General features: G+C 41.7%; 13 protein-coding genes. 3 read left to right on the plus strand and 10 right to left on the minus strand.

Annotated features, from left to right (window positions below; all coding sequences use genetic code 11):
• Together K8S13_RS07140 and K8S13_RS07145 are read left to right on the plus strand one after the other, a co-directional pair.
• On the plus strand, positions 1–340 hold a 340-nt coding region (locus K8S13_RS07140), incomplete at its 5' end, for a cobalamin-dependent protein (protein ID WP_291461551.1).
• 42 nt (positions 341–382) lie between these two features.
• Complete coding sequence (locus K8S13_RS07145; RefSeq protein WP_291461552.1) at positions 383–1,786, plus strand: trimethylamine methyltransferase family protein; 1,404 nt, start codon at positions 383–385, stop codon at positions 1,784–1,786.
• A gap of 80 nt (positions 1,787–1,866) precedes the next feature.
• Here K8S13_RS07145 and K8S13_RS07150 read toward each other — a convergent pair whose 3' ends face one another.
• Positions 1,867–2,910: a DUF4388 domain-containing protein gene (locus K8S13_RS07150; protein WP_291461553.1), complete on the minus strand. Its 1,044-nt coding sequence runs from the start codon at positions 2,908–2,910 to the stop codon at positions 1,867–1,869.
• 142 nt (positions 2,911–3,052) lie between these two features.
• Entirely contained in the window at positions 3,053–4,513 is a 1,461-nt protein-coding gene (locus K8S13_RS07155; protein WP_291461555.1) for a trimethylamine methyltransferase family protein, read from the minus strand.
• Between the two features lie 240 nt (positions 4,514–4,753).
• On the opposite strand from K8S13_RS07155, the gene K8S13_RS07160 reads away from it, so the two are divergent.
• Positions 4,754–6,070 carry an MFS transporter gene (locus K8S13_RS07160; protein WP_291461557.1) on the plus strand — a complete coding sequence of 439 codons (1,317 nt, stop codon included), beginning with the start codon at positions 4,754–4,756 and terminating at the stop codon, positions 6,068–6,070.
• A 321-nt stretch (positions 6,071–6,391) separates the two neighbouring features.
• On the opposite strand, the gene K8S13_RS07165 is transcribed toward K8S13_RS07160, so the two are convergent.
• From K8S13_RS07165 to K8S13_RS07200, 8 genes are all read right to left on the minus strand, one after another.
• Positions 6,392–7,561 (minus strand): YgeY family selenium metabolism-linked hydrolase, encoded by a 1,170-nt coding sequence (locus K8S13_RS07165; protein WP_291461559.1) that lies wholly within the window; start codon positions 7,559–7,561, stop codon positions 6,392–6,394.
• Positions 7,562–7,803: 242 nt separating this feature from the next.
• Positions 7,804–8,685 (minus strand): sugar phosphate isomerase/epimerase, encoded by an 882-nt coding sequence (locus K8S13_RS07170; protein WP_291461560.1) that lies wholly within the window; start codon positions 8,683–8,685, stop codon positions 7,804–7,806.
• A gap of 16 nt (positions 8,686–8,701) precedes the next feature.
• On the minus strand, positions 8,702–9,622 hold the full coding sequence (locus K8S13_RS07175; protein ID WP_291461562.1) for a GIY-YIG nuclease family protein: 921 nt from the start codon (positions 9,620–9,622) through the stop codon (positions 8,702–8,704).
• Positions 9,619–11,295 (minus strand): ATP-dependent helicase, encoded by a 1,677-nt coding sequence (locus K8S13_RS07180; protein WP_291461563.1) that lies wholly within the window; start codon positions 11,293–11,295, stop codon positions 9,619–9,621. The genes K8S13_RS07175 and K8S13_RS07180 overlap by 4 nt, the downstream gene beginning before the upstream one ends.
• A 53-nt stretch (positions 11,296–11,348) precedes the next feature.
• Entirely contained in the window at positions 11,349–12,998 is a 1,650-nt protein-coding gene (locus K8S13_RS07185) for an RNA-binding domain-containing protein (RefSeq protein ID WP_291461565.1), read from the minus strand.
• Positions 12,998–15,652 carry a DNA methyltransferase gene (locus tag K8S13_RS07190; protein ID WP_291461567.1) on the minus strand — a complete coding sequence of 885 codons (2,655 nt, stop codon included), beginning with the start codon at positions 15,650–15,652 and terminating at the stop codon, positions 12,998–13,000. Before K8S13_RS07190 ends, K8S13_RS07185 begins: the two co-directional genes overlap by 1 nt.
• Before the next feature lie 192 nt (positions 15,653–15,844).
• Complete coding sequence (locus K8S13_RS07195) at positions 15,845–18,670, minus strand: DUF1638 domain-containing protein (protein WP_291461569.1); 2,826 nt, start codon at positions 18,668–18,670, stop codon at positions 15,845–15,847.
• A gap of 299 nt (positions 18,671–18,969) precedes the next feature.
• Positions 18,970–20,175, minus strand: coding sequence for an FAD-binding oxidoreductase (locus tag K8S13_RS07200; RefSeq protein WP_291461570.1), 1,206 nt, complete (start codon positions 20,173–20,175; stop codon positions 18,970–18,972).
• Between the last annotated feature and the right edge of the window lie 4 nt (positions 20,176–20,179).

A 20,179-nucleotide genomic window follows, 5' to 3' on the forward strand; every position in this document is an offset into this window, starting at 1 on the left:
AGGTGACCTGCATGATATTGGCAAGAATCTTGTAACCATGATGGTGGAAGGTGCCGGATTCAATGTGATTGACCTTGGAGTTGATGTGGATACGGATAAATTTGTGAGCGAGGCCCAGGCCCACAATGCAGATGTGGTCTGTCTGTCCGCACTTTTGACAACCACCATGCCGGTAATGGCCAAAACAGTCGAAGCGTTTAAGGAAGCTGGTTTGAAAGCAAAAACCATCATTGGTGGTGCACCGGTAACAGATGCCTATGCACAGCAGATCGGTGCCGATGGCTTCAGTGATAATGCGCCGGGAGCAGTTGAGCTGATCCGTAAACTGGTCGCTGCCTGATCCATAATGATTAACAGCTTGGGGAAAGGAGAATTAGACGATATGAACCGTGTGCTTTTTAACATTGACCGGGAAATGCTCGACAAGATCCACAACTCTTCCCTGGAACTTTTGAAAGAAACCGGTATCCGGTTTCCCAATAAAAAGGCGCTTGAGATTTTTAAACACCATGGATTTAAAACAGATGGTGAGATGGTATTTTTTCTGCAACCAGACATTGAAAAAGCCCTTAAAACCGTGCCGGAAACATTTAAACTGCATGCCAGAAACGAGGATAACAGTTTTGTGATAGGCGATGACAGCTATAGAATGGCTCCGGGTTACGGTCCTCCTTTCATTATAGAGAACTCCGGTGAAATGCGGAATGCCGTGCTGGAGGATACAAAAAAATTCTGTAAACTTGTCCAGACGTCCAAAGCCCTGGATTTTAACAGTTCCATTGTGGTCCAGCCAAATGATGTACCAGCTGACACATCCCATCTTGATATGCTTCTGTCAACCATGCTGCTAACCGATAAGCCACTCATGGGGAGTACGTCTTCAAAAACCTGTGCTGAGCAGTCTTTGGAAATGGCCCAAATAATCTGGAAGAAAACAGATAAGCCGGTTATGCTCAACCTTGTGGATTCTTTATCTCCTTTGCAATATGCTGAAGAAATGGTGGACGCCCTATTGGTATATGCCAAAGCAAAACAACCCTTGATTATTCATTCCGCTTGTTCTATGGGCTCTTCGGGCCCGATAACCCTCGCAGGCTCCCTTGTAATTTCCAATGCCTGTACACTTGCCGGCATCTGCCTTACTCAGCTGGTCAACCCTGGTACACCCATCGTCTATGGCCTTGGCGGCAGTCCCACGGATATGAAAACCGGTGGATATATCAATGCCGCGCCTGAAGATGCCAAGCATACCGCTATTGTGACAGCCCTGGGGAGATATTATCATATCCCGTGCAGAAGCCAGGGAGCTTTAACCGAATCTTTCAGTCTGGATTATCAGGCAGGTATGGAATCTTCCATGATGCTGACAACAGCTGCATTAAGTGGAGTTCATGTCAGCCTGCATGCCTGCGGTACTTATGGCTCAATGCTGGCCATGAGTTTTGAAAAGTTTATAGCAGATGAAGACCTGTGCTGTGCCATCAAAAAAATGATGAAACCCATTGAGTTCAGTGAGGATACTTTTGCAATGGAGTTGATAAAAAGGTTAGGAACTTCCGGTAATTATCTTATTGAACCTCACACAGCCAAACGTTGCAGAAGCGAATTTTATATTCCGGATTTAAACATTCGAACCATCCATTCTAAATGGTTGGAAATGGAACCAAGGCAAATGGATCAGAGAGCCTCACAATTGCTTGAAAGAAGACTTTCAGCTTATGAAAAACCCGATATTGATCCTTTAATTGAAAAAGATTTAATCAAATATGTTAAAAATAAAAAATAAACTGAATGCAGTGCAACCTGATATTTTAATAGCTCGACTATGGAAATAACATTTTTTGTGTTCTAAGTAGACTCGACTTTCTATACATTCTCACTTGAACACTCGATTAACTGGATGTAATTATTAATAATGCTCTGAATTTCATCCGTGCTGTCCAGGTAGATGAATTTAATACCAACAACAATTTCATCTGATTTCTTTTTTTTATTTTTTATTTCCCCTCTAAAACTGACTTCTCCTTTTGAACCGGGGAAATGGCATCTAAAAGGGATAGTGTCGTTTAATAAGTGAAGATTTTTATCTGTTGAAAACGTTTCAATGACACAAAGGCAGCCCCCTATGCTGATATTTTCAATGACCCCGCCCCTTTCTTTTTTGTTTACCTCTGTCTGCGTAACAATACTGCATTTAAATCGTTTGTGTGAACGAAGCTCATGATGTTCTATTTTTAGGGGATACTCAATAAACATTAGTTTTGATGGTTTGGAGATGGTGCTCATTAATTTTGAGCGAAATGCGTAAATGGTTCCTTTATATAGGGATTTTATGATTAGGTCCTCAACTTTAAAAAGATCATGATCAATTTTACCAAATGGCCCGGGTGTTTTTAAAAGCAGATATTTGCCGTGCTCTATGCCAACAAGTGTGCTTCGAAAAGAGATAGCCTGGTCATCAAAGTCGATAAGGAGTTTTATTCCAATTTCCAGACAAAAATTTTTACTTTTTAGTATCTGGCGTGTAATGCTTTTTGCGGATGTAGAGTTTATATTTTTTGAGTCATTTGGGGCATTTGTTCTTTCTATTTCATCAGAATATCGTGCACTTTCGATTAATATATGCATCAACGGCAGGTTTATAACATTTTGTTTTTTTAATGTATTTTTTCCCACCTCTATAACAATGTTATCCCATGAGAGAATATCATACAAGGCGTCAAGATGTTTTAAACTAACAGTATTTGAATCTATTAAGATACCATTTAGAAAAAAAATCTGACCCATATTCTTTTTTGTGAAAACTTTTATTGTGCATGTTTTTTGCTCCATCTCAATCATCTGCAGAAAAGATGAGAGGTTCACACCGGCGATTTGACCGCTGATACCCCTAATGTCATCTGATATCATAATAGTTTACCCCTTTAATTCTAAAAAGCGGTTTAATATTAGCAGTTTATTTATAACTGAGATACAATAAATTTAAAATTTATTCATGAAAATGTAAATATTAAGGCTATTTCCGGAAAAAGCGCTCCCATATCCTCGGGCTCTATTCTTTTGCCAACAATATGTTGAATTTTTTTCTTATGGCCTTGTCAATCTCTTCCGGGATATAAGTCGGTTTTGGATTGGCCAGCAGTTTTCCGGCTATGGCAAGTGCTCTTTGCCTGGCATCAAGACTGCCGTCCTGTTCCCATTTTTCACGACTTTTTCGGTCGGTCACGCCATTGCCGTTATAGTATTCTGTTCTCAAATGGGTCATGGTATGGGGAGCCATCATAAAATTGCCTCCAGGCCCTACTGAGTCAATCACTTCCAGGGCAAGGTGTTCTACATCCACGTCAATGCCTTTGAGAACCTTGCAGCAATTTCCGATAATTTCATCATCAATGACAAACTGCTCGTGGGCAATGGTGAGCATGGATTCAAGCATACCGGCACTGTGGTGAATATAATTGGAGCCCCCCATGGATGCCAGCAGCGAAGTAAGCGCTTTTTCATACCCTGCCTGGGCATCCGAAATCTTGGAATCGGAAAGTCCTGATGAATTGTAATTGGGTACTTTTATGTGATTTGATAATTGGTGGATGGCTGCATTCATCATGCCAAATTCCACGGCACCACCTGAATATCCCATGGTTTTGAGATTTGCCAGGCCGGGAATACCACCGTAAAGTAAAGGCGCCCCAGCTTTGGTCAACTGGCAGATGGTGATGCCGGCAAGCTGTTCTGCATGAAGCTGGGCCAGGGTGCCTGCCATGGTCAAAGGAGAAGTGGAGCCTGCCATGGGTGCACTTGAAAGTGCAACCGGGATACGGAATCGGTTTGCTTCCTGCATAATACGGGTAGACTGGGTACACAGTTTTAACGGACTGATGGCAAAGCAGGCAATCGTTGAAATAAAGGGTCTTTCCTGGAGCTTGTCCAGACCTCCGGCAATCATGGATGCCATTTCAATAACATCGTGCAGTCCTTTTTCATCATTCACCCCGGACATGACATGTTTTGAAGAGGCACAAAGGCAGGTATAAAACCAGTTGACATTATAATCTTCTATATCAATATCTGTTGCAACACAGGGCTTTACCAGAAAATGGATATTGTCCAGCTGATCCACAAGACGGGATACATCATAGAGATCCTTAAGGGTTGTGGGCCTGATTTTACCTGTTTCGGGGTCCAGAATCTTGATGGCAGCACCCCCGGTCCCTAGGTGGACTCGATTTTCAGTCAGATGGAGATCGTTTTTTGGATCCTGACCATAAAGGACAATTTTTTCAGGTGCTTTTGCCACCTGTTCAATAATCATATCTTTTGGAAATGTGATAATTTTTCTATCCCTGTTAATGGCAGCACCGTTGTTGTCAAGCATTTGAATAGTATCTTCCAGGCCCTGTTCGTAAGTAATCCCTGTTTTTTCCAGGATCTTCAGGGATGCCTCATGTACTATTTCTACCTGTTCCGGTGACAGGGGGCAATATTGGCCTCCCTGCAAGCCCATTAAATTCATGATAATTTCCTTGATAGGTCGTTTTTTATTTTAGTTCATTGTTTAAATTGCATGGGTGGTAATGATAGTCAAGACAAAATGTAACAAAACTAATCAATATCAATATTTGTTTAGAGAATAAAATAATTTTGTTAAATTTTGTTTCTTAATGAATGACAAAAAAATTTAACTTTATGGATTGACTAAATAACTACTCAGGATTATTGTACAATCTTGTGTCGAAATTTTGGGGAAACTCGTATGCTTCAACCCCTAAAAACATCACGTCTTAACAAAACAACTATTGGAAAAAGTGTTATGACATCAATATTAAAACCATTTATTGCACTTTATGCTGCAATGCTGCTGTTGGCAATGGGTTTGGGATTGCTGGCAACATTTATAAGTTTGAGGCTTACCATTGAAGGGTTTCCGGCCCAGGTGACGGGGTTAATCCTAACGTCTTATTTTATTGGTTCTGTTGTGGGAACCTTCTACTGCAGCCGCCTGATAAAAAGTGTCGGACATATTAGATCCTTTACAGCTTTTGCCGCCCTTGCAACCGCCATGATCATGCTTCACGGCTGTTATATGTCAGCTGTTGCATGGGCTGTTTTCAGGTTTTTCAGCGGCATTGCCACTATCGGATTGTTCATGGTCATAGAAAGCTGGCTCAATGAATGTACCCAACCCCAGGTAAGGGGAAGAGTTTTTTCCATATATATGGTCATGTGTTATCTGGGGAGCAGTGTGGGCCAGCAGTTTCTTAATTTAGGCGACCCAAGGGGCCAAACCCTGTTTTTTGTCATCGGTTTTTTACTGGTATCAAGCATTATTCCGGTTGCATTAACCCATTCCATTCACCCTGAAATGCCTGAAATTGAACCGGTTAAGTTGAAAATTATTCTTCAAAAAGCACCCATGGGGATGCTGGGGTGTTTTACTTCAGGTTTGACGGTTAGCTCTTTTTACACAATGGGGCCGGTATTTTGTCATCAGATAAATTTGAGTGTGTCTCAGTTATCTTATTTCATGACAGTTACGGTATTGGGTGGACTTCTACTCCAGTGGCCGGTGGGAGCTTTTTCAGATCGATTTGACAGATCAGTGGTGATTCCTGTTTTAGGTGGCCTTTTTGCTGTAATAAGTGGTTTGATGATTGTGGCTGCTCAAAGTTCCTTTGGCATTTTGTTGTTGGCAAGCATTTTGTTTGGCGGGTTTATGTTTACCATTTATCCATCAGCTGTGGCAAGAGCCCATGATATGTTTGAGCCTAAGGATGTGGTCAATGTCAGTTCCATACTTTTACTTTCTTATGGTATTGGAGCTGTGATCGCCCCCATTGCTTCATCAGGGGCCATTAAATTGCTGGACAGTCCTTATGGGTTTTATGTTTATTTTTCATGCACCGCTGGCATTTATACAGCAGTCTCTATCTTTTTAAGACAAAAGGAAATTGCCCGCATCATTCCGGTGGAGGAACAGGTGGATTTTATGATCATGAAGCATACCTCGCAAATGGCTTTACAAATTGATCCACGTTCGGAATTGGATATAATGGAGTCAAAAGAGGATTAAAAACATGTCCGGTGCTAATATTAAAGCTATTGAGCTTGTAAATATAATATACGATTATTTGATCGGCTTAGATGAAATGGTTCTATCTTCCTTTCTTGAAACCTGGCCTTCTAAACCTTTTAAAACTCGAATAGTTTCCCAAACGACATTACGCTAAAACACTTACGTTCCGAATATTTTGAAGGCAACGGTATCAGCCATACGGGCAACAGGAGTGCCTGGGAAAAGGCAGGATGCCGGGATACATGGCAAAGGGCCAATAAAATGGCAAAATCTATTATTTATGATAATAGATTCCAAATCCTAAAAAGTAAAAATCCATTACACTGTATCAATCATAGTTGCATAAAAATCACATGCATCAACAATCTGGCTCAGTTGACAATTCTCATTCACCATATGAGCCAGTTTATACTCACCGGGTCCAAATCCGATGGTGGGTATGCCCATGGCGGTTGTCGTAACCGCATTTGTGCTGAAATCCCAATAATCAAGTTCAGGGTCAGATCCAAATGCTGCATTAAATGCTTTAAAGCAGACTTTTGTAAGTTCATGATCAAGATCAATCTGCCAGGGCAGATGAAATGGATGATACCTTACATCCATCCCTGTCCAGCTCTTGCGATGAAGGATTCCAATCTCCCAGAATGCTTTTTTATCTGCAATGATGGCATCCATTTCATTTTTTATTATTTCTTTTGTTTCACCCATCACCATGCGCCGGTCCAGGTATATTTCACACTCAAAAGGAACGGCATTGAGAGATTCGCCTATACTGGAAATCCTTGAGGCTACCAGTGTCCCATGCTGCCCTTGATCGTTCAGAAGAGAGGCACTGGTTTTTTCTACCCTTTGAATAATCTCGGCCATTTCATAAATCGCATTCAAGCCTTTCTCAGGGGCGGATCCGTGGGCAGAAATGCCATGTGTTTTAATTGCAACCTGGGCTTTTCCCTTATGCCCTGTGACCAGTTTGTTTCCCGAAGGTTCACATATGATCATATAATCCGGTTTAAAATTAAGCTCACTAAATAGATGTTTCAAGTTTTCACCGTCACAATCTTCTTCCAATACAGTGCAGGATACAACTATTGTCTTGTCATGATGAAATCCCAGTTTTTTTGCGACAGCCCCGGCATATATGGAAGCGGCAGCCGAAGACTTCATATCAACAGACCCCCTGCCATGGAGCCTTCCATCTTCAATCACACCGTCAAACGGGGGATGGGTCCACTCTGAAAAATCGTTTGCTTCCACCGTATCTATATGGGAATCAAACATAATGATGGGTTGGCCATTGCCGATACGACCGACAATGTTCCCCATTGAATCAATGACCACGTCGTCATAATCCAGTTCATTCATTTTCTCTTTTATGCACTTAATTATTTTTTTTTCATCGCCTGAATAACTTTTTATTTTTACCAGATCTTGCGCAAATTCAATAAGATCTGATTTGATTTCTTCTATTGCTGATTTTACGCTGTTCATAATGAATGGACCCTCAATTGAATAAGGTTAAATAAAGCAATCTCTTTTAAATGTTTCAAACTATAATTTGAAAAAATTATAGACGATAATAGATTTCAAATTAAGAAAAGTAAAGGTTGTAGAATAATCGAGTTGATCGCAGGCAGTCGTTTTCTTGTGAGGCAATGGAACGGGGAGCACAAACATGGCGGCAGTCATGGATGTGCTACAGCTTATTATCTTGCAAAAGAACAATGGTGCCTTTAATTTATATTAAGCACGGTTCGGCAATAATGAATACTCTTTTTAATGGTTGCAAGCTCAAGGCGCAGGGCTTCTTCTCTGTTTTCCAAACTGAACCCCATCTCTGTTTCAATATTGATTCGGTTGGTGGGGGACTTGCTCTTAATAAGCTCATATGCTTTTTTCATATCAATATCTCCATCGCCTACAGCCACCCCTCTGACTCTGAAACCATCACGACAGAACTCAACACGATCATCCCTGAAATGATTTGTAAATGCAACAGGGGCAAGATTTTCAATTGCAGTCATCGGATCTTCGGCAATATGCCAGGCATTCATTGTATCAATACAGGCGCCGACAAACGGATGATTCACCTCTTTGAGCACCCAGAGAATTTCTTCTGAAAAACTGTCACAATGATTTTCAAGGGCCAGACGAATGCCATGGTCTTCTGCCATGGGTGCAGCTGATTTCAGCTGTTTGACAGTTTCCTTCAGATATGGCATGACCTCTGGATGGAACCTGGATCCGGCCCGTGGTCGTGGTCGTGGTAGATCCATACTGACCTTGACCACATCTGCTCCTATGGCCTGAGCTGTGGTCAGCCCGTCTTTCAAATTGTGCTGGATGCCAATACCAAAATTCCCCAGATCAAGGGACATATTATATTCAAGATATAGGTTATGCTTTTTTGCTGATGCTCCCACTTCCCTGAGAAAAGAGGACTCCAGGTTTTCCAGAACACCGTCATCCAGATGAAATCCGTCCAGTCCCAACTCAATGCCCAGATCTAAAAGATGAAACGTACTCAGTTGTCTTTCCCAGGGCAGTTTAAACCCTGCCCATGCCTGTCCGATTCCATGTAGATATAAACTGTATGTATGCAGTCCCAGCAGCATATTCATTCTCCTTTTTTTATTTTCCTATAATCTCCTGTAGATGGCTGTCATAGCGATAATGAATAATTTCTCCGTTGATAAGAAGATTAATTGCTATTTCAATGACATGTAATGGCACAATAAACCATTCTCGTGGTGTGTACCGTTTTCCTTCACTGTCAAAAATATCCAGATTCAAACACGATCCTGCAAAAAATGTATGTAATAGTATTTCCAGTTTTTGCGGGTTTAAGTTGTAAGTTTCAAAGTCAGTTACCAGCATTACATCTGCCATCAAGTAGGTGGGTTCTTGCGCTGCGTTCTGGATGCGTTGTTGAACGGGTTGACTGGAAAATCCAATTTTATACAGATCCTTTATCTCCTTGATTTGTGGATCTTTACTCAAAGATCGCAATACATAGATATAGCCTGTTGGTTTGTCATTTGATGTAATCTGTTCTGACTCACTAAACATCTCCATTTGAAGCGCATCTACTATCTGACGACTATTTTCATCTTTCCAGAGTGCGGCAGCCAGAGAACGTAGCAGCATATTGGACTCGGTTCCATTTTCAAAGATACAGTATAGGCGAGCATTGAAATTTCCAAAATTTTTCAATTCCTTTTTGCCAACATTAGCTACATAAACCATCATCCCTTGCAGAACAAAGAACTTACCAGAAGCGATTTGCCGTTCACTGGTAAAGGGTCTCAATATTTTTTTCTTTGATGCCAGACAAACATGATTCTGCTTAAATAACGGCTCGAATTGCTCAAACTTATCACAGGGTTTGCGTTTTGCGATATACTCAGGCATATCAATGGGCTTTGGGACATTTCTAAGTGTAAAAATGTCATTTGGATCAGCTTCACCCGATACTTCCCCTCCCAACAATCCAAGCGCATCATCCTCTAAAACATCAACGATAGTGTTAATCTCTTTGATAAAATCAATCATTCACCATCTCCGCCTGCCTGTTGTCGTTTTTTGTTCCTGAGATAGACTAAGGCTTCGGCCTGTCTTCTTTCCAGGGGGTCTGTTGAATTGATATTTGGTTCTCGTTCATGGATTTTAATAAATGGTCCGATCTTGTCACGATAGAGAATTACTGCTTCCTCATCGGTCATTTGTATACGCCCGGCATCAATTGTTTCCTGAATCACTTTCAACAGCTTTGCCGTTACTGATTTTGAGAGAACCTCAAATGCCTTTTGGAATGGATTAACACTGTCGATCAGATCAATATGGAGCTCTTCGATATTGACAAATTTTCCTGCCATACGCACAAACCGTTTGTTGCCAACTACTTTGATTTCACCATTCTTTATAACTGAATCCGTCACTACATGCTGGCGAATTTCCTCTATCTCTTCATCACTGAGTTCAGGATATTTGGTCTGTATGACCTTGGGGATCATCACTTTGTTAATCACTTCCGGATCAATAAATTCTCCCGGCAATGCTTGAAGCAGCGTGTTATCTTGTAGAATAGCTGCTTTGAGATCATTTAGATCTGATTCGACGATCTCCTTTACTCTTTGCGAGCTGGGCTCCTTAAAACCACGAATTTTGATGGTTCCCTCTTCGTATTCCTCGTTATCAAATCGCCGGGTTTTGAATTTGAAATTAGGGGCAAGTACCTGCTCCATCAACAACGAGGCGGTAATAGCCTTGAGCATATTATTCACAGAGAGTTTTACCTGATCGTCTGCTGCATCCGGCTGGGCAATCAGGTTGGTAAACTGGGCATGGGTTTTATTATCACTATCCCGGGTGGCCCGTCCAATAATTTGAATAATTTCAGTTAGTGAACCACGATACCCGACGGTGAGTGCATGTTCGCAAAACGGCCAGTCAAAGCCCTCTTTTGCCATACCCAAAGCAATGATCAGGTCCATATCATCAACATTTTTCATCTGGTGCAGATAGGCAACAATCTTGTTTCGATCTTTTGGGTTATCATTAACCAGATCAGCTACCTTGATAGTTTTGTTACCTTTATGAGATTTTACAAAAATCACTCCGGTATCACTATCCTGATGGGTCACTGTGCCAATGATATCGAGGATGGTATCCACCTCCTTATGCTTGTCCTTAGTGGATTCACCGGCATTTACATTGGGGATATGCAGAATGGTCTTTTTGTTAATGTCAAGTACCTCATCAATAGCCAGCAGAATATTATTAAATACTGATTCCTCCACCGCATCAAAGGCAAAGCGCAAGGTGGCATGGGTACAGATCAAAATGGTTTCACCAAAATCGTTGAGAAAGTTTTTAAACGCAGTAACCTTGCTGGACTCACCACCCGGTGTGCAAAGGTTGTATCCAGGGTTGAAATCCCAGTCGGCAAAAAAACCATATCGGGTGAGATCAGTACGATCAAAGGATCCACCAATAGAGCGTTCCGGAGCCGCGACAATAATTTTTTTGATCTCCTGATTGAAAAGTTTATCCAGTCCCAGAAACATCAAGGCACGGGACTTGCCGGAGGCAGGCGGGGCTTTCAGCAAAAGGTATTGTGCCTCTCTGGCTTCAAAAGCGCGAGCCTGCATCTCACGCATCCCCATGTGATTAGTGGAAATGCTTTGACCGGTCTGGGCATAACGTACATTAACTATATCCGGCATATCTTTTTCTCAAATCGTCTAAAATGTCTAAAAAAATGTCTAAAAATGTCTAATTATTTACCTTTAGACATTTGCCATGTTTTGCCTATTATATTGATAACACCTGCTTTTTTAAGAGTCTGAAGATAGTTTTTGATTTTATTTTTTTTCTGTTGTTCGTCTAAAACACCAGAAAGTTTGTCTAAAAGTATTTTTTCAAAATCTGCTCTTTTCCCTTCAGAAAATTCACGCAGATAATCTACAATAATTTTTTTACAATAGTTATCATCAATACCTTTCAAATGCATATAATCAGCTTTTTGACCAGTTTTTCGAGCCACCTGGGATGAAATGTAAAAATTAGGTTTTCTGCCTTCAATGAGTCTGTTTTTTCTAAGCTTTTTGATTTCCGTATCTTCTAACGGTTTATGTTTTTGTACTTTATCCAGCAGTATAATATCATTCAGACTCAATTTTGGTATTTGTGCTAATTTTTTTGCATAATTCATGTCCAGCACTTTGCCGGTAATCACCACTTTGACTTGATTGTTGGTTAATGTATACTCAGGCAGAGGGAAAAACTTTTTCTTTTGAATGGTAAACATTTTTTTGATACCACTGCCGATGGTGTCAATCATATTAAGATTTACCATGGCATTCGATAAAAAACTATTGCGATACTGCGACTCCGGTGCATCTGCAGTGATGACGTTTTCAATAGTCTGGGGAATAAATGAGCCCATATTAACAAAGATCAGCAGGCTGTCTTCGTTTTCAATAACATTAATCTTGCCTCCCAGAGTATAATCCTGATGGGCAATACAATTATTTAACGCTTCCCTGATGATATAAGGATCGTAGCTGTCAACCTCATCGGGGAACAGTGACCCGTCGGGAAGATAGCGGTATTTTAAGTTTCTTATTTTTTTATAAACTTCTTCAATGCTTAACAGAAAAGGACAACTAAAATGTGCATAGTCTTTTTCAATATTATCCCTGTCCTTCAAAATCCAGGAGATTTTGGCCACACCCGGATGAATGAAATGTTCTGACTCTGGCCTGCCGAGTAATAAAATGGCTGTCCGGGTGATTTTACCCTTAATACAGAGCTTGGCTTTATTTAAAAAAGTTATATCATCCCATTGTTCAACTTCTTCAACAAGCCCCGGGTTTTTAACGCCATACAATTTTCTGGCTTTTAAAATGGCCTGTTCAGATAAGTCGGTGATGGCGGCATGTTTACAAGTTTCAATGCTCCAATCATTCTCGATACCCTGCTTTCTTATTCGTTCCAATTCTTCCAGGCTTAAGGCGTTGAGCTGTTCACCCTCTCTGCCGTAGTAATGCCCTGCCCAGGCCACAGGGATGCCCTTTGGTGCCGGGGGGATTTGAAACAAAATCACCCTGCCTTGCCCGGTATTTATTTCATGAATTTCTTTGAATGTAATTCTATGGGTTGTTTTATTGGCAATCTCAGCCTTTAAACTCTGCAGTTTGGCAGTATCAGTTCTAAAGCGCGTACCAACAATTTTTTTGTCCTTGTCTTTAATACCGAACACCAGCCAGGCATCGTCTTTACCCAATAAATTAGCCTCATTGGATAAAGCGCTGAAATATTTTCCTAATTTGTTAAAATTGTAGGTGGTTTTGGCTTCTTTAAATTCCAGGAGTTCATTTTCCGAGGCATGTGAGCGCAAATAGTCTAAAGTAGTTTTAATATCCATTACTTTGGCTCCTCCTCTTTAATCATTTTTTCATAAAGCTTGAACAGATACTCCAGCCGCTCTTCGTCGCTTTTAAATGGACGTGAACGATAGCACTTTTCCACGGCTATGTCCATTTCATGATGGGCCAGACGAAGGCCCCCGGGCATCTTATCCGGATCATAAAGTTGTGCCATGGTTTTTTCAGGGTGTTGTTCCCGTTCGTCCAGCACTTTGAAAACATGATCTTCAAGGATTTTTTTTTGTGCATTGGTGATCTCCGGGAAAGGGAAGGTGTTGTAGCATAGTGCTGAGGAATAGCGGTAATCAGTTTTAAGACGGCCAGCTACAGTGCGTACCCAGGTCATGTGCATGCGGGAGGAAATGATGGCGAAGATGTAGGGTGGTGGGTCGTAGATAGCTTGTGCAGAATTTGGGATAATAGTGCCACCTTCAAGAAAACCAATTGGTATGTAATCTCGTCTTTCAGAAGAGTGACTTGGAATAATTATCGAATTTTTTGATCCATACCGAGCTTCAGCAAATCTGTGCGGAATGTCAGCTTTTTCCCGAGTCGCTTTTTTCTTGCTATTCAATCGAAATTGCCGGACTTTTTCTATTCTTACGTCAATCTCTCCAATAGATTGAGCTTGTTCCAATTCATCATTTTCTATCCATAAACAGTATCGCTGTTTGTCATTGATAAATTCGGTTGAACCTATAAATTTTTTGATAAAATGCTTTGCTTTTGGGGTTTTTGCTATCAACTCACTACATTCATGTTTAGTAAGCGACAGATGACCCCCATCCGCAGGCTTATTACCATAATTCATAACTGGCACTATTGCGAGGGGTATTCTTCTTTTTTTCACAACCAAATTTTTACTGTTTGAAAGATATGGATTAATGTTTTTCACTGTATGATTAATCCCACCCTTGAACAAAACTTTTGGTTCCCCTGATGGGTTCCTTATACCCACAACGACACAGGTTACCCCTGCATTGCCCTTTGCATTATTTGTCCATTTGAACGATTGATGGGCAAAGCCAATCTCTAAAGTCATTGCGAAAATGTGTGGCCAGAACAAAGCCACCTGTTCTCCTTGATTTATAGAATTCGTAGAGACAAAAGCTAATTGGGCATTAGTATACTGAATATATTTTGATCCAATCAAAAACCAACAGGCGATGTAATCTAAATTTTTGTATCCCTTGATGCCATCAAAGACCACAGCCATATCAATTTTTTGTTCTTTCGATTGCATGCTGGAACCCAAATATGGAGGATTCCCCAAAATATAGATTTCGACTCCTTCATCTTTTGGACACACTTTTTCCCAATCCAGCCGTGTCGCATTGCCGCAGACGATAAACCCGCCGTCCTGCAACGGCAACGTAGGACGTGTCTCTCCAAAGACCTCTTTGAAGGCAAGGTTCATCTGATGTTCTGCCAGCCACAGTGAAAGTTTGGCGGTTTCATGGGCAAAGTCATCAAGCTCGATGCCATAAAACTGGGTGAGCTTGATATTGCTGAAAAATCGGAATGTCAGCTGTTTACCATACAGCCGTTTGAAAATTTCAATCTCCAGTTTGCAAAGCTCTTTGTAGGCAATAATCAAAAAATTGCCGGACCCGCAGGCCGGGTCAAAAATGCGCAGATGACAAAGTCGATCCAATAATTTTATCAGTTTTTTTTTATTATTTTTTGCCCGGTCCAATTCAGCGTAAAGATCATTAAGAAACAGTGGTTCAATGACCTTCATAATGTTGACAACTGAGGTATAATGCATTCCCATGCTGCTGCGACGGTCGTTATGTACCACGGCCTGAATCATGGAACCGAAAATGTCCGGGTTGATGGCTTTCCAGTTAAGTGCGCCACACTCGATAATAATTTTTCTTGATCTTGTACTGAAGATTGGGACAGGATGGTCATTAGCAAACAGTCCCCCATTAACATAGGGAAAATCCTGCAGAAACTGTGGACAGTCAAACCGTTCTCGCAGGTTGAGCACCTTGAAAAGCTTTTGCAGATAGGCCTGCAGATCGCTGCCATCTTGATCGGTATGGGATGCCAGCGCATTGGTGAACTGATCATCAGCAAAGATACCGGTATCTTCAGCAAAAAAGCAGAACAGCAAACGGGAGAGAAAGGTATTTAACAAGTGTCTGCTATTCGTCTCACTCTCAGCAGGGTTGTCTTCCAGAATTAGATCATACAGTCGCCCCATACGTTCCGCAGCCTTGATGTCCGCCGGATTTTCACTCTGGAACTGTGATTTTTCCATTCCCGCCCAGGGCAGGAAGAAATCATAGTGTTTTGCTAAGCTCACAATAGGAATATCAAGTGTATCTTTAGTCCTGGTATCAACCGATAGCAAAGTTTGAAAATCGGTAACAATAATGAAGCGGGGATGGTGCTTGATAATACCAGGGTCATTTTTCAGTTTGTCAATTAAGTCATGCAGGTCACTATCAGTTTCATTTTTGAAAAATAGCTTTTTTTTCCAAAGAATTTCATCTGAAATTTTTGAAAGATTATAGTCACCTTTTTTTAATCGAGTGATGGAGGATTTTGGCTGATTATATGCAAGCAACAAGTCATAGATGAACGATTTTTCATCAAGGTCCGTTACAAGCGATTGGATAGTATCTTCTATTTTTTCAATATTCATAGATGGGCTAATAACACATCATAATTTTTTAAGCGGTTTTAGCAAATGCCTGTGGAGTCATATTAATACCCTCCAGAATCAATTAAGTTAATCTTTAGATCAGTGCCAATGTTATCCTTTCCGTCCATTCGTATCAATATTAAAATAATGTGTAAAGAAATATCAAAAGTATCAGAATATTGGCAGTAAAATTTACAGCGCTTCTGTTACCAGAGGATGTTTTTTTAATACAATATCAGGACGTCCGGTTAGGCTGGCATAGATGATTCTTCCCATGAAAATAGGATCCCCGCCGGCAGTTACAGGTATCTGGTCTTTTGTTTTCAGTTCGACTTTCTGACAGCTGGTTCCGGAAGCCAAGGCCCTTTCTCTTACAATTCCAATCAGTTTTTTCCTGGCAAAACGATCTGCATCGTCAAAGTCTTTAAACTGACGGGTTCCGGCAATTCCTTCCACAATAAATCCGCCTTGATCCCCGGGTATGATTCTTAATTGTTTTTTTATGACCACATTACTGGTAATGGCACCTATGGCATTGGCCACATCGGCGTCATCCGGCAGGATGGCCCTGGCACCCAGGGGTTTGACTGCTTTGGGGAGAAAATACTTAATGGGAGCACCAATACCGATGACAGGCCGTTTAAAGTTTATGGAGACTTCATAGTGAGGATTTTTTTTGGTCAGCAGATTATGAATCAGAACTTTACATACCGGGCAGGTGTTCAGGGCTTCGGGATCTACCTCGTCATCCAGCTGGCGTTTTAAAAGCTCAAGGGTTAACAGGTTAACCCCCATATCCAGGAGATGTCGGGTCAATTCGGGCATTTCTTTTTTTGCCAGAAAGGAAAACATCTCACAGTATTTTCTGGCAATATGTCTGTCCCACTTAGTAAACTGTCCTGTGATATGCAAAAGGTCGGTCAATGTGAGTCCGCACCGCTGCAGGATAAAATTTTCTTCAAGGCGCTGCAGAGGCAGGCTGCTGTCGGAATAGACATTGGTTTTTTGAACCAGTTCATCAATAGAATGCGGTCTTGTTTTCAGCAGGGAAATAATCTGTTTTTCCAGGGGAGTCAATTCAAGTTGTTTTACGGAACCTGTCACAGCAAGAATCTGCATCTTTCTGGTGGAGGTGGCATGATGCTGCAGGTTCTGGTTTAAGAATTTTAATGCATCTTTGGTCCCGGGAACCATTTGCCCCAGCCATGCAATGGGGGCCACTCTTTTAGGACCGATGAAAAATTCACCTTTTTCAAATTCGATCAGGCTGTCCCCGCCAAGACCGGCTGTTCTAATTTCAAGGGCTTTAACATGGGTTCTGTGCCCACCTACATTTGATCCCTGCTCGTTCAGCTTTACCAGGCTGTTGGTCAGAGCAGCCGTATCGGTTGTTGTTCCTCCCATGTCCACGACCAGCGCATCTTTAATACCGGTCAGATGTTTGGCCCCGGCAACGCTGGCAGCCGGTCCCGAAAGAATCGTTTCAACCGGTCGTTGTTTGGCCATGTCTGAACTCATCAAAGTTCCATCCCCTTTTACCACGACGATAGGTGCATGAATACCACGGGCTGCCATGACTTTTTCAAGATCCAGCAGCAAACCGGCCAGCCGCGGAATAATCCTTGCATTGAGCATGGCGGTGATTGCCCGGGTCTGAAAATTCAAAGTGTCAGACAATTCATGACCGCAGGTTACAAAGCAACCGGTTTGTTGATGGATAATTTTTTTGACCTGAATTTCATGTTCAGGATTGATGGACCCTGCATAGCCGGATACGGCAAAGGCGGTCACCCCATAGTTTTCAACCATTTGTAAAGCTTTCTGTCTTACTTCATCCAGATCAATGGCAAGGAGTTGCCTGCCCGTGATTTCAAGCTGTCCTTTAATAACAGACTTTGGGTGGTGGGATATATCTTTATCAACACCAAGACCATATGGCGGCATGAGAATCATTCCGACCTTCTGACCTTCGTTTTCAACAATAGCGTTGGTTGCAAGGGTTGTGGATAAAGAAACCAGTTCAATCCCATGCAATTTTTCCTGATCCAGCTTTTTTAAAGCAGAATTGATTCCTATGGTGAAATCCCATTTTGTGGTCAAAGACTTTGCTTTACAAAGCGTTTTCTTTTTTTCAAGGTCATAAATCACCGCATCGGTGTATGTGCCGCCAGCATCAATACCCAAACCGATTTTTATATAAGAATCAATATGAATTTTCTGATCCTCGATTTCTATTCCGGAAGCGGTATTATTTACCTTTGCATCAAGATCCAGGATGGGATTGGCAGACAATGTGGATTGTATGGCGTCAAACCCTATCACATGTTCCGGCGGCACAAAGAGAATATCAGATGTTGAATGGTCGGCTGTGATCATTTTTTCGATCAATCCCTGGCCGCCTTTTATTTTTTCATAGTCCCAGTTGTATTCTCTGGCCATGTCTTTAGCGAATTTTTCATACCTGGGAGATGTTTTTGCACCGGTTTCAATAAAAGCCGCTCTTTGATAGTTTTTCTGCCATGAATTTAAGAAATCAAAGGTCTGTTGAGCCGCATCTTTGCCGTGTTTTTCAACAAGGTCATTAAATTCCAGTTTTTTTTCACCAAAATAGGCCCATTGCTTTTTCTGGGACATGGGCTCGGTTTTTTCTTCACACCATCCTGCTGAAAGATAATAGGTTCCCGGAAATTTTTTAAATTCATTTTTATATGCCTGATCTCCTCCTAAAAAGAGAGCAACACAGTCATGAACCTTGGGAATGAACAAAGGCACGGAGCGGGATTGAATCCCAATAGTTCCCTTAGCACAGATACCGTATCCTATGATAATACGGTCACATAAACCTTTTGCCGAGACTTCATCAATAGCTGCCTGAAGTTTTTCCTTGAGCAGTTTCGGATTATTGTGAAGCCCTGCTTCCAGAAATTTATAGTCTATATCAATCCCCAGCCTTTTGGCATTGTGTTTCATATCAATAGCCAGAACGGCGCAGGCAATGGCATAAGTTTTTTGTTTCAATGGTTTACCCCGGTTTAAAGAATATTTTATTTCTCATAAAATACGCCCATTTGGTCGTGTGTCAATAAGCATGAACCGAAAAATCAGGAGAAATAATTTAAAGAATAAGTTCATTTTTTAAAAAAAACGGCAGCTTGCAAGGTAAGCCTTCACAACATTTTTCCTTTCTTGCTTTTTTTAGACAGTTTTTCTATATTTTTTTGAAATCATCAGGATAATTGGTACTGTCATAAAAATGATAGAAATGGAAGAATAAGGCTGAACCAGCCGTTTCAAGGGATTTGCAGCAATATTTTATCTTATTTCAAAAATGTGTCCCCGCGTTCGTAATCTCCTTCATTGAAACGGCTGTAGCGCAACGGATTGTCTTTATTGTCAATTTTTCCCATAACAATATCTGCTACTCTTTTGCCCGCTTCCGGCGCCATCATGACACCACACCAGTAACCGCAGTTTAGATGAAAGCCCTCTATTTCATCGCTGGGGCCGATGACGGGCTTATCATCAGGAGTGTATACGTACATTCCTGCTGATACATCAATGTCATCAGCTTTTAAATCATCGGCAATGGTTTCAAAAAACGGATTTAGACGGGATGCCCGGTAAATGGATTCGGCTGCAAAATCCCAGTCTGTGGGCAGTTCATCTGCTGGCGGGCTTTCCGGTTCATCCGGATCCACCCATGCGCAGAGTACGCCGCCGGCTTCCGGCCGCCAATAGCTGTGGTTCTTAAGATCCACGGTAAAAGGCGCATCCAGAGGCACCAGGGGATGACTGGTTCTGATATAGGCTTTTTGCCGCCTCACCGTTGTTAACGGCATATCAAGTCCGGCCATTTTGCCGATGATCCCGGCATAGGGGCCTGCACAGTTGACCACAAGCCGTGTGCTGATCAGGCCCTTGTCTGTTTCTACGGTACAGATTCCCTGTCTGTCTTTCTGGATGCCGGTGACAATTGTTTTCATGAAAAATTCAACATTTTTTGCACCTTTTGCAAAGCCGTATGTGGTTTCATGGGTGGAAATCCATCCATCCCTGTTGTTGAATGTGGCTGCCAGAGCATTGGACGAAAGAAAGGAAAAGCGATCGTGAAGATCATCTCCCTTGATTAGTTCAGATCCGGGTATTCCAAGGGTCTGATAAGTTTGGATGGCTTTTTCAAGCTCCGGCACCTGAGTTTCGTCATCCGTGACAAACAGATAGCCTTTCTGGCGGAGATGAATGTCAATATCAGATAACTCTACCACGTCCTTGAAATTTTCAAACATTTCCACACTGGGAAGGGCAATGTCGGCCATGGATTTTTCCGTGAACTGGGTGCGAAAACACTCGGCACTGACAGCTGTGGTAAGGCTTGACAGGCCGTCCCGTTTTTCAATCAGGATAACTTTCATACCGGTTTTGGACAGCCAGAAAGCCGTAGCCGTCCCCACGATGCCGCCGCCGATGACAACTGCATCTGCGGTTTTTATGTTAAAAGTCAGGGGAATCATTATTTTACTCATTATC

The organism is Desulfobacula sp., assembly GCF_021107415.1.

Excerpts from the sequence above, each read along its gene's own strand:
- K8S13_RS07155 (WP_291461555.1), bottom strand. The coding sequence starts at position 4,513 with ATGAATTTAATGGGCTTGCAGGGAGGCCAATATTGCCCCCTGTCACCG.
- K8S13_RS07185 (WP_291461565.1), bottom strand. The coding sequence starts at position 12,998 with ATGGATATTAAAACTACTTTAGACTATTTGCGCTCACATGCCTCGGAA.
- K8S13_RS07160 (WP_291461557.1), top strand. The coding sequence starts at position 4,754 with ATGCTTCAACCCCTAAAAACATCACGTCTTAACAAAACAACTATTGGA.
- K8S13_RS07165 (WP_291461559.1), bottom strand. The coding sequence starts at position 7,561 with ATGAACAGCGTAAAATCAGCAATAGAAGAAATCAAATCAGATCTTATT.
- K8S13_RS07200 (WP_291461570.1), bottom strand. The coding sequence starts at position 20,175 with ATGAGTAAAATAATGATTCCCCTGACTTTTAACATAAAAACCGCAGAT.
- K8S13_RS07170 (WP_291461560.1), bottom strand. The coding sequence starts at position 8,685 with ATGCTGCTGGGACTGCATACATACAGTTTATATCTACATGGAATCGGA.
- K8S13_RS07190 (WP_291461567.1), bottom strand. The coding sequence starts at position 15,652 with ATGAATATTGAAAAAATAGAAGATACTATCCAATCGCTTGTAACGGAC.
- K8S13_RS07175 (WP_291461562.1), bottom strand. The coding sequence starts at position 9,622 with ATGATTGATTTTATCAAAGAGATTAACACTATCGTTGATGTTTTAGAG.
- K8S13_RS07145 (WP_291461552.1), top strand. The coding sequence starts at position 383 with ATGAACCGTGTGCTTTTTAACATTGACCGGGAAATGCTCGACAAGATC.
- K8S13_RS07150 (WP_291461553.1), bottom strand. The coding sequence starts at position 2,910 with ATGATATCAGATGACATTAGGGGTATCAGCGGTCAAATCGCCGGTGTG.
- K8S13_RS07180 (WP_291461563.1), bottom strand. The coding sequence starts at position 11,295 with ATGCCGGATATAGTTAATGTACGTTATGCCCAGACCGGTCAAAGCATT.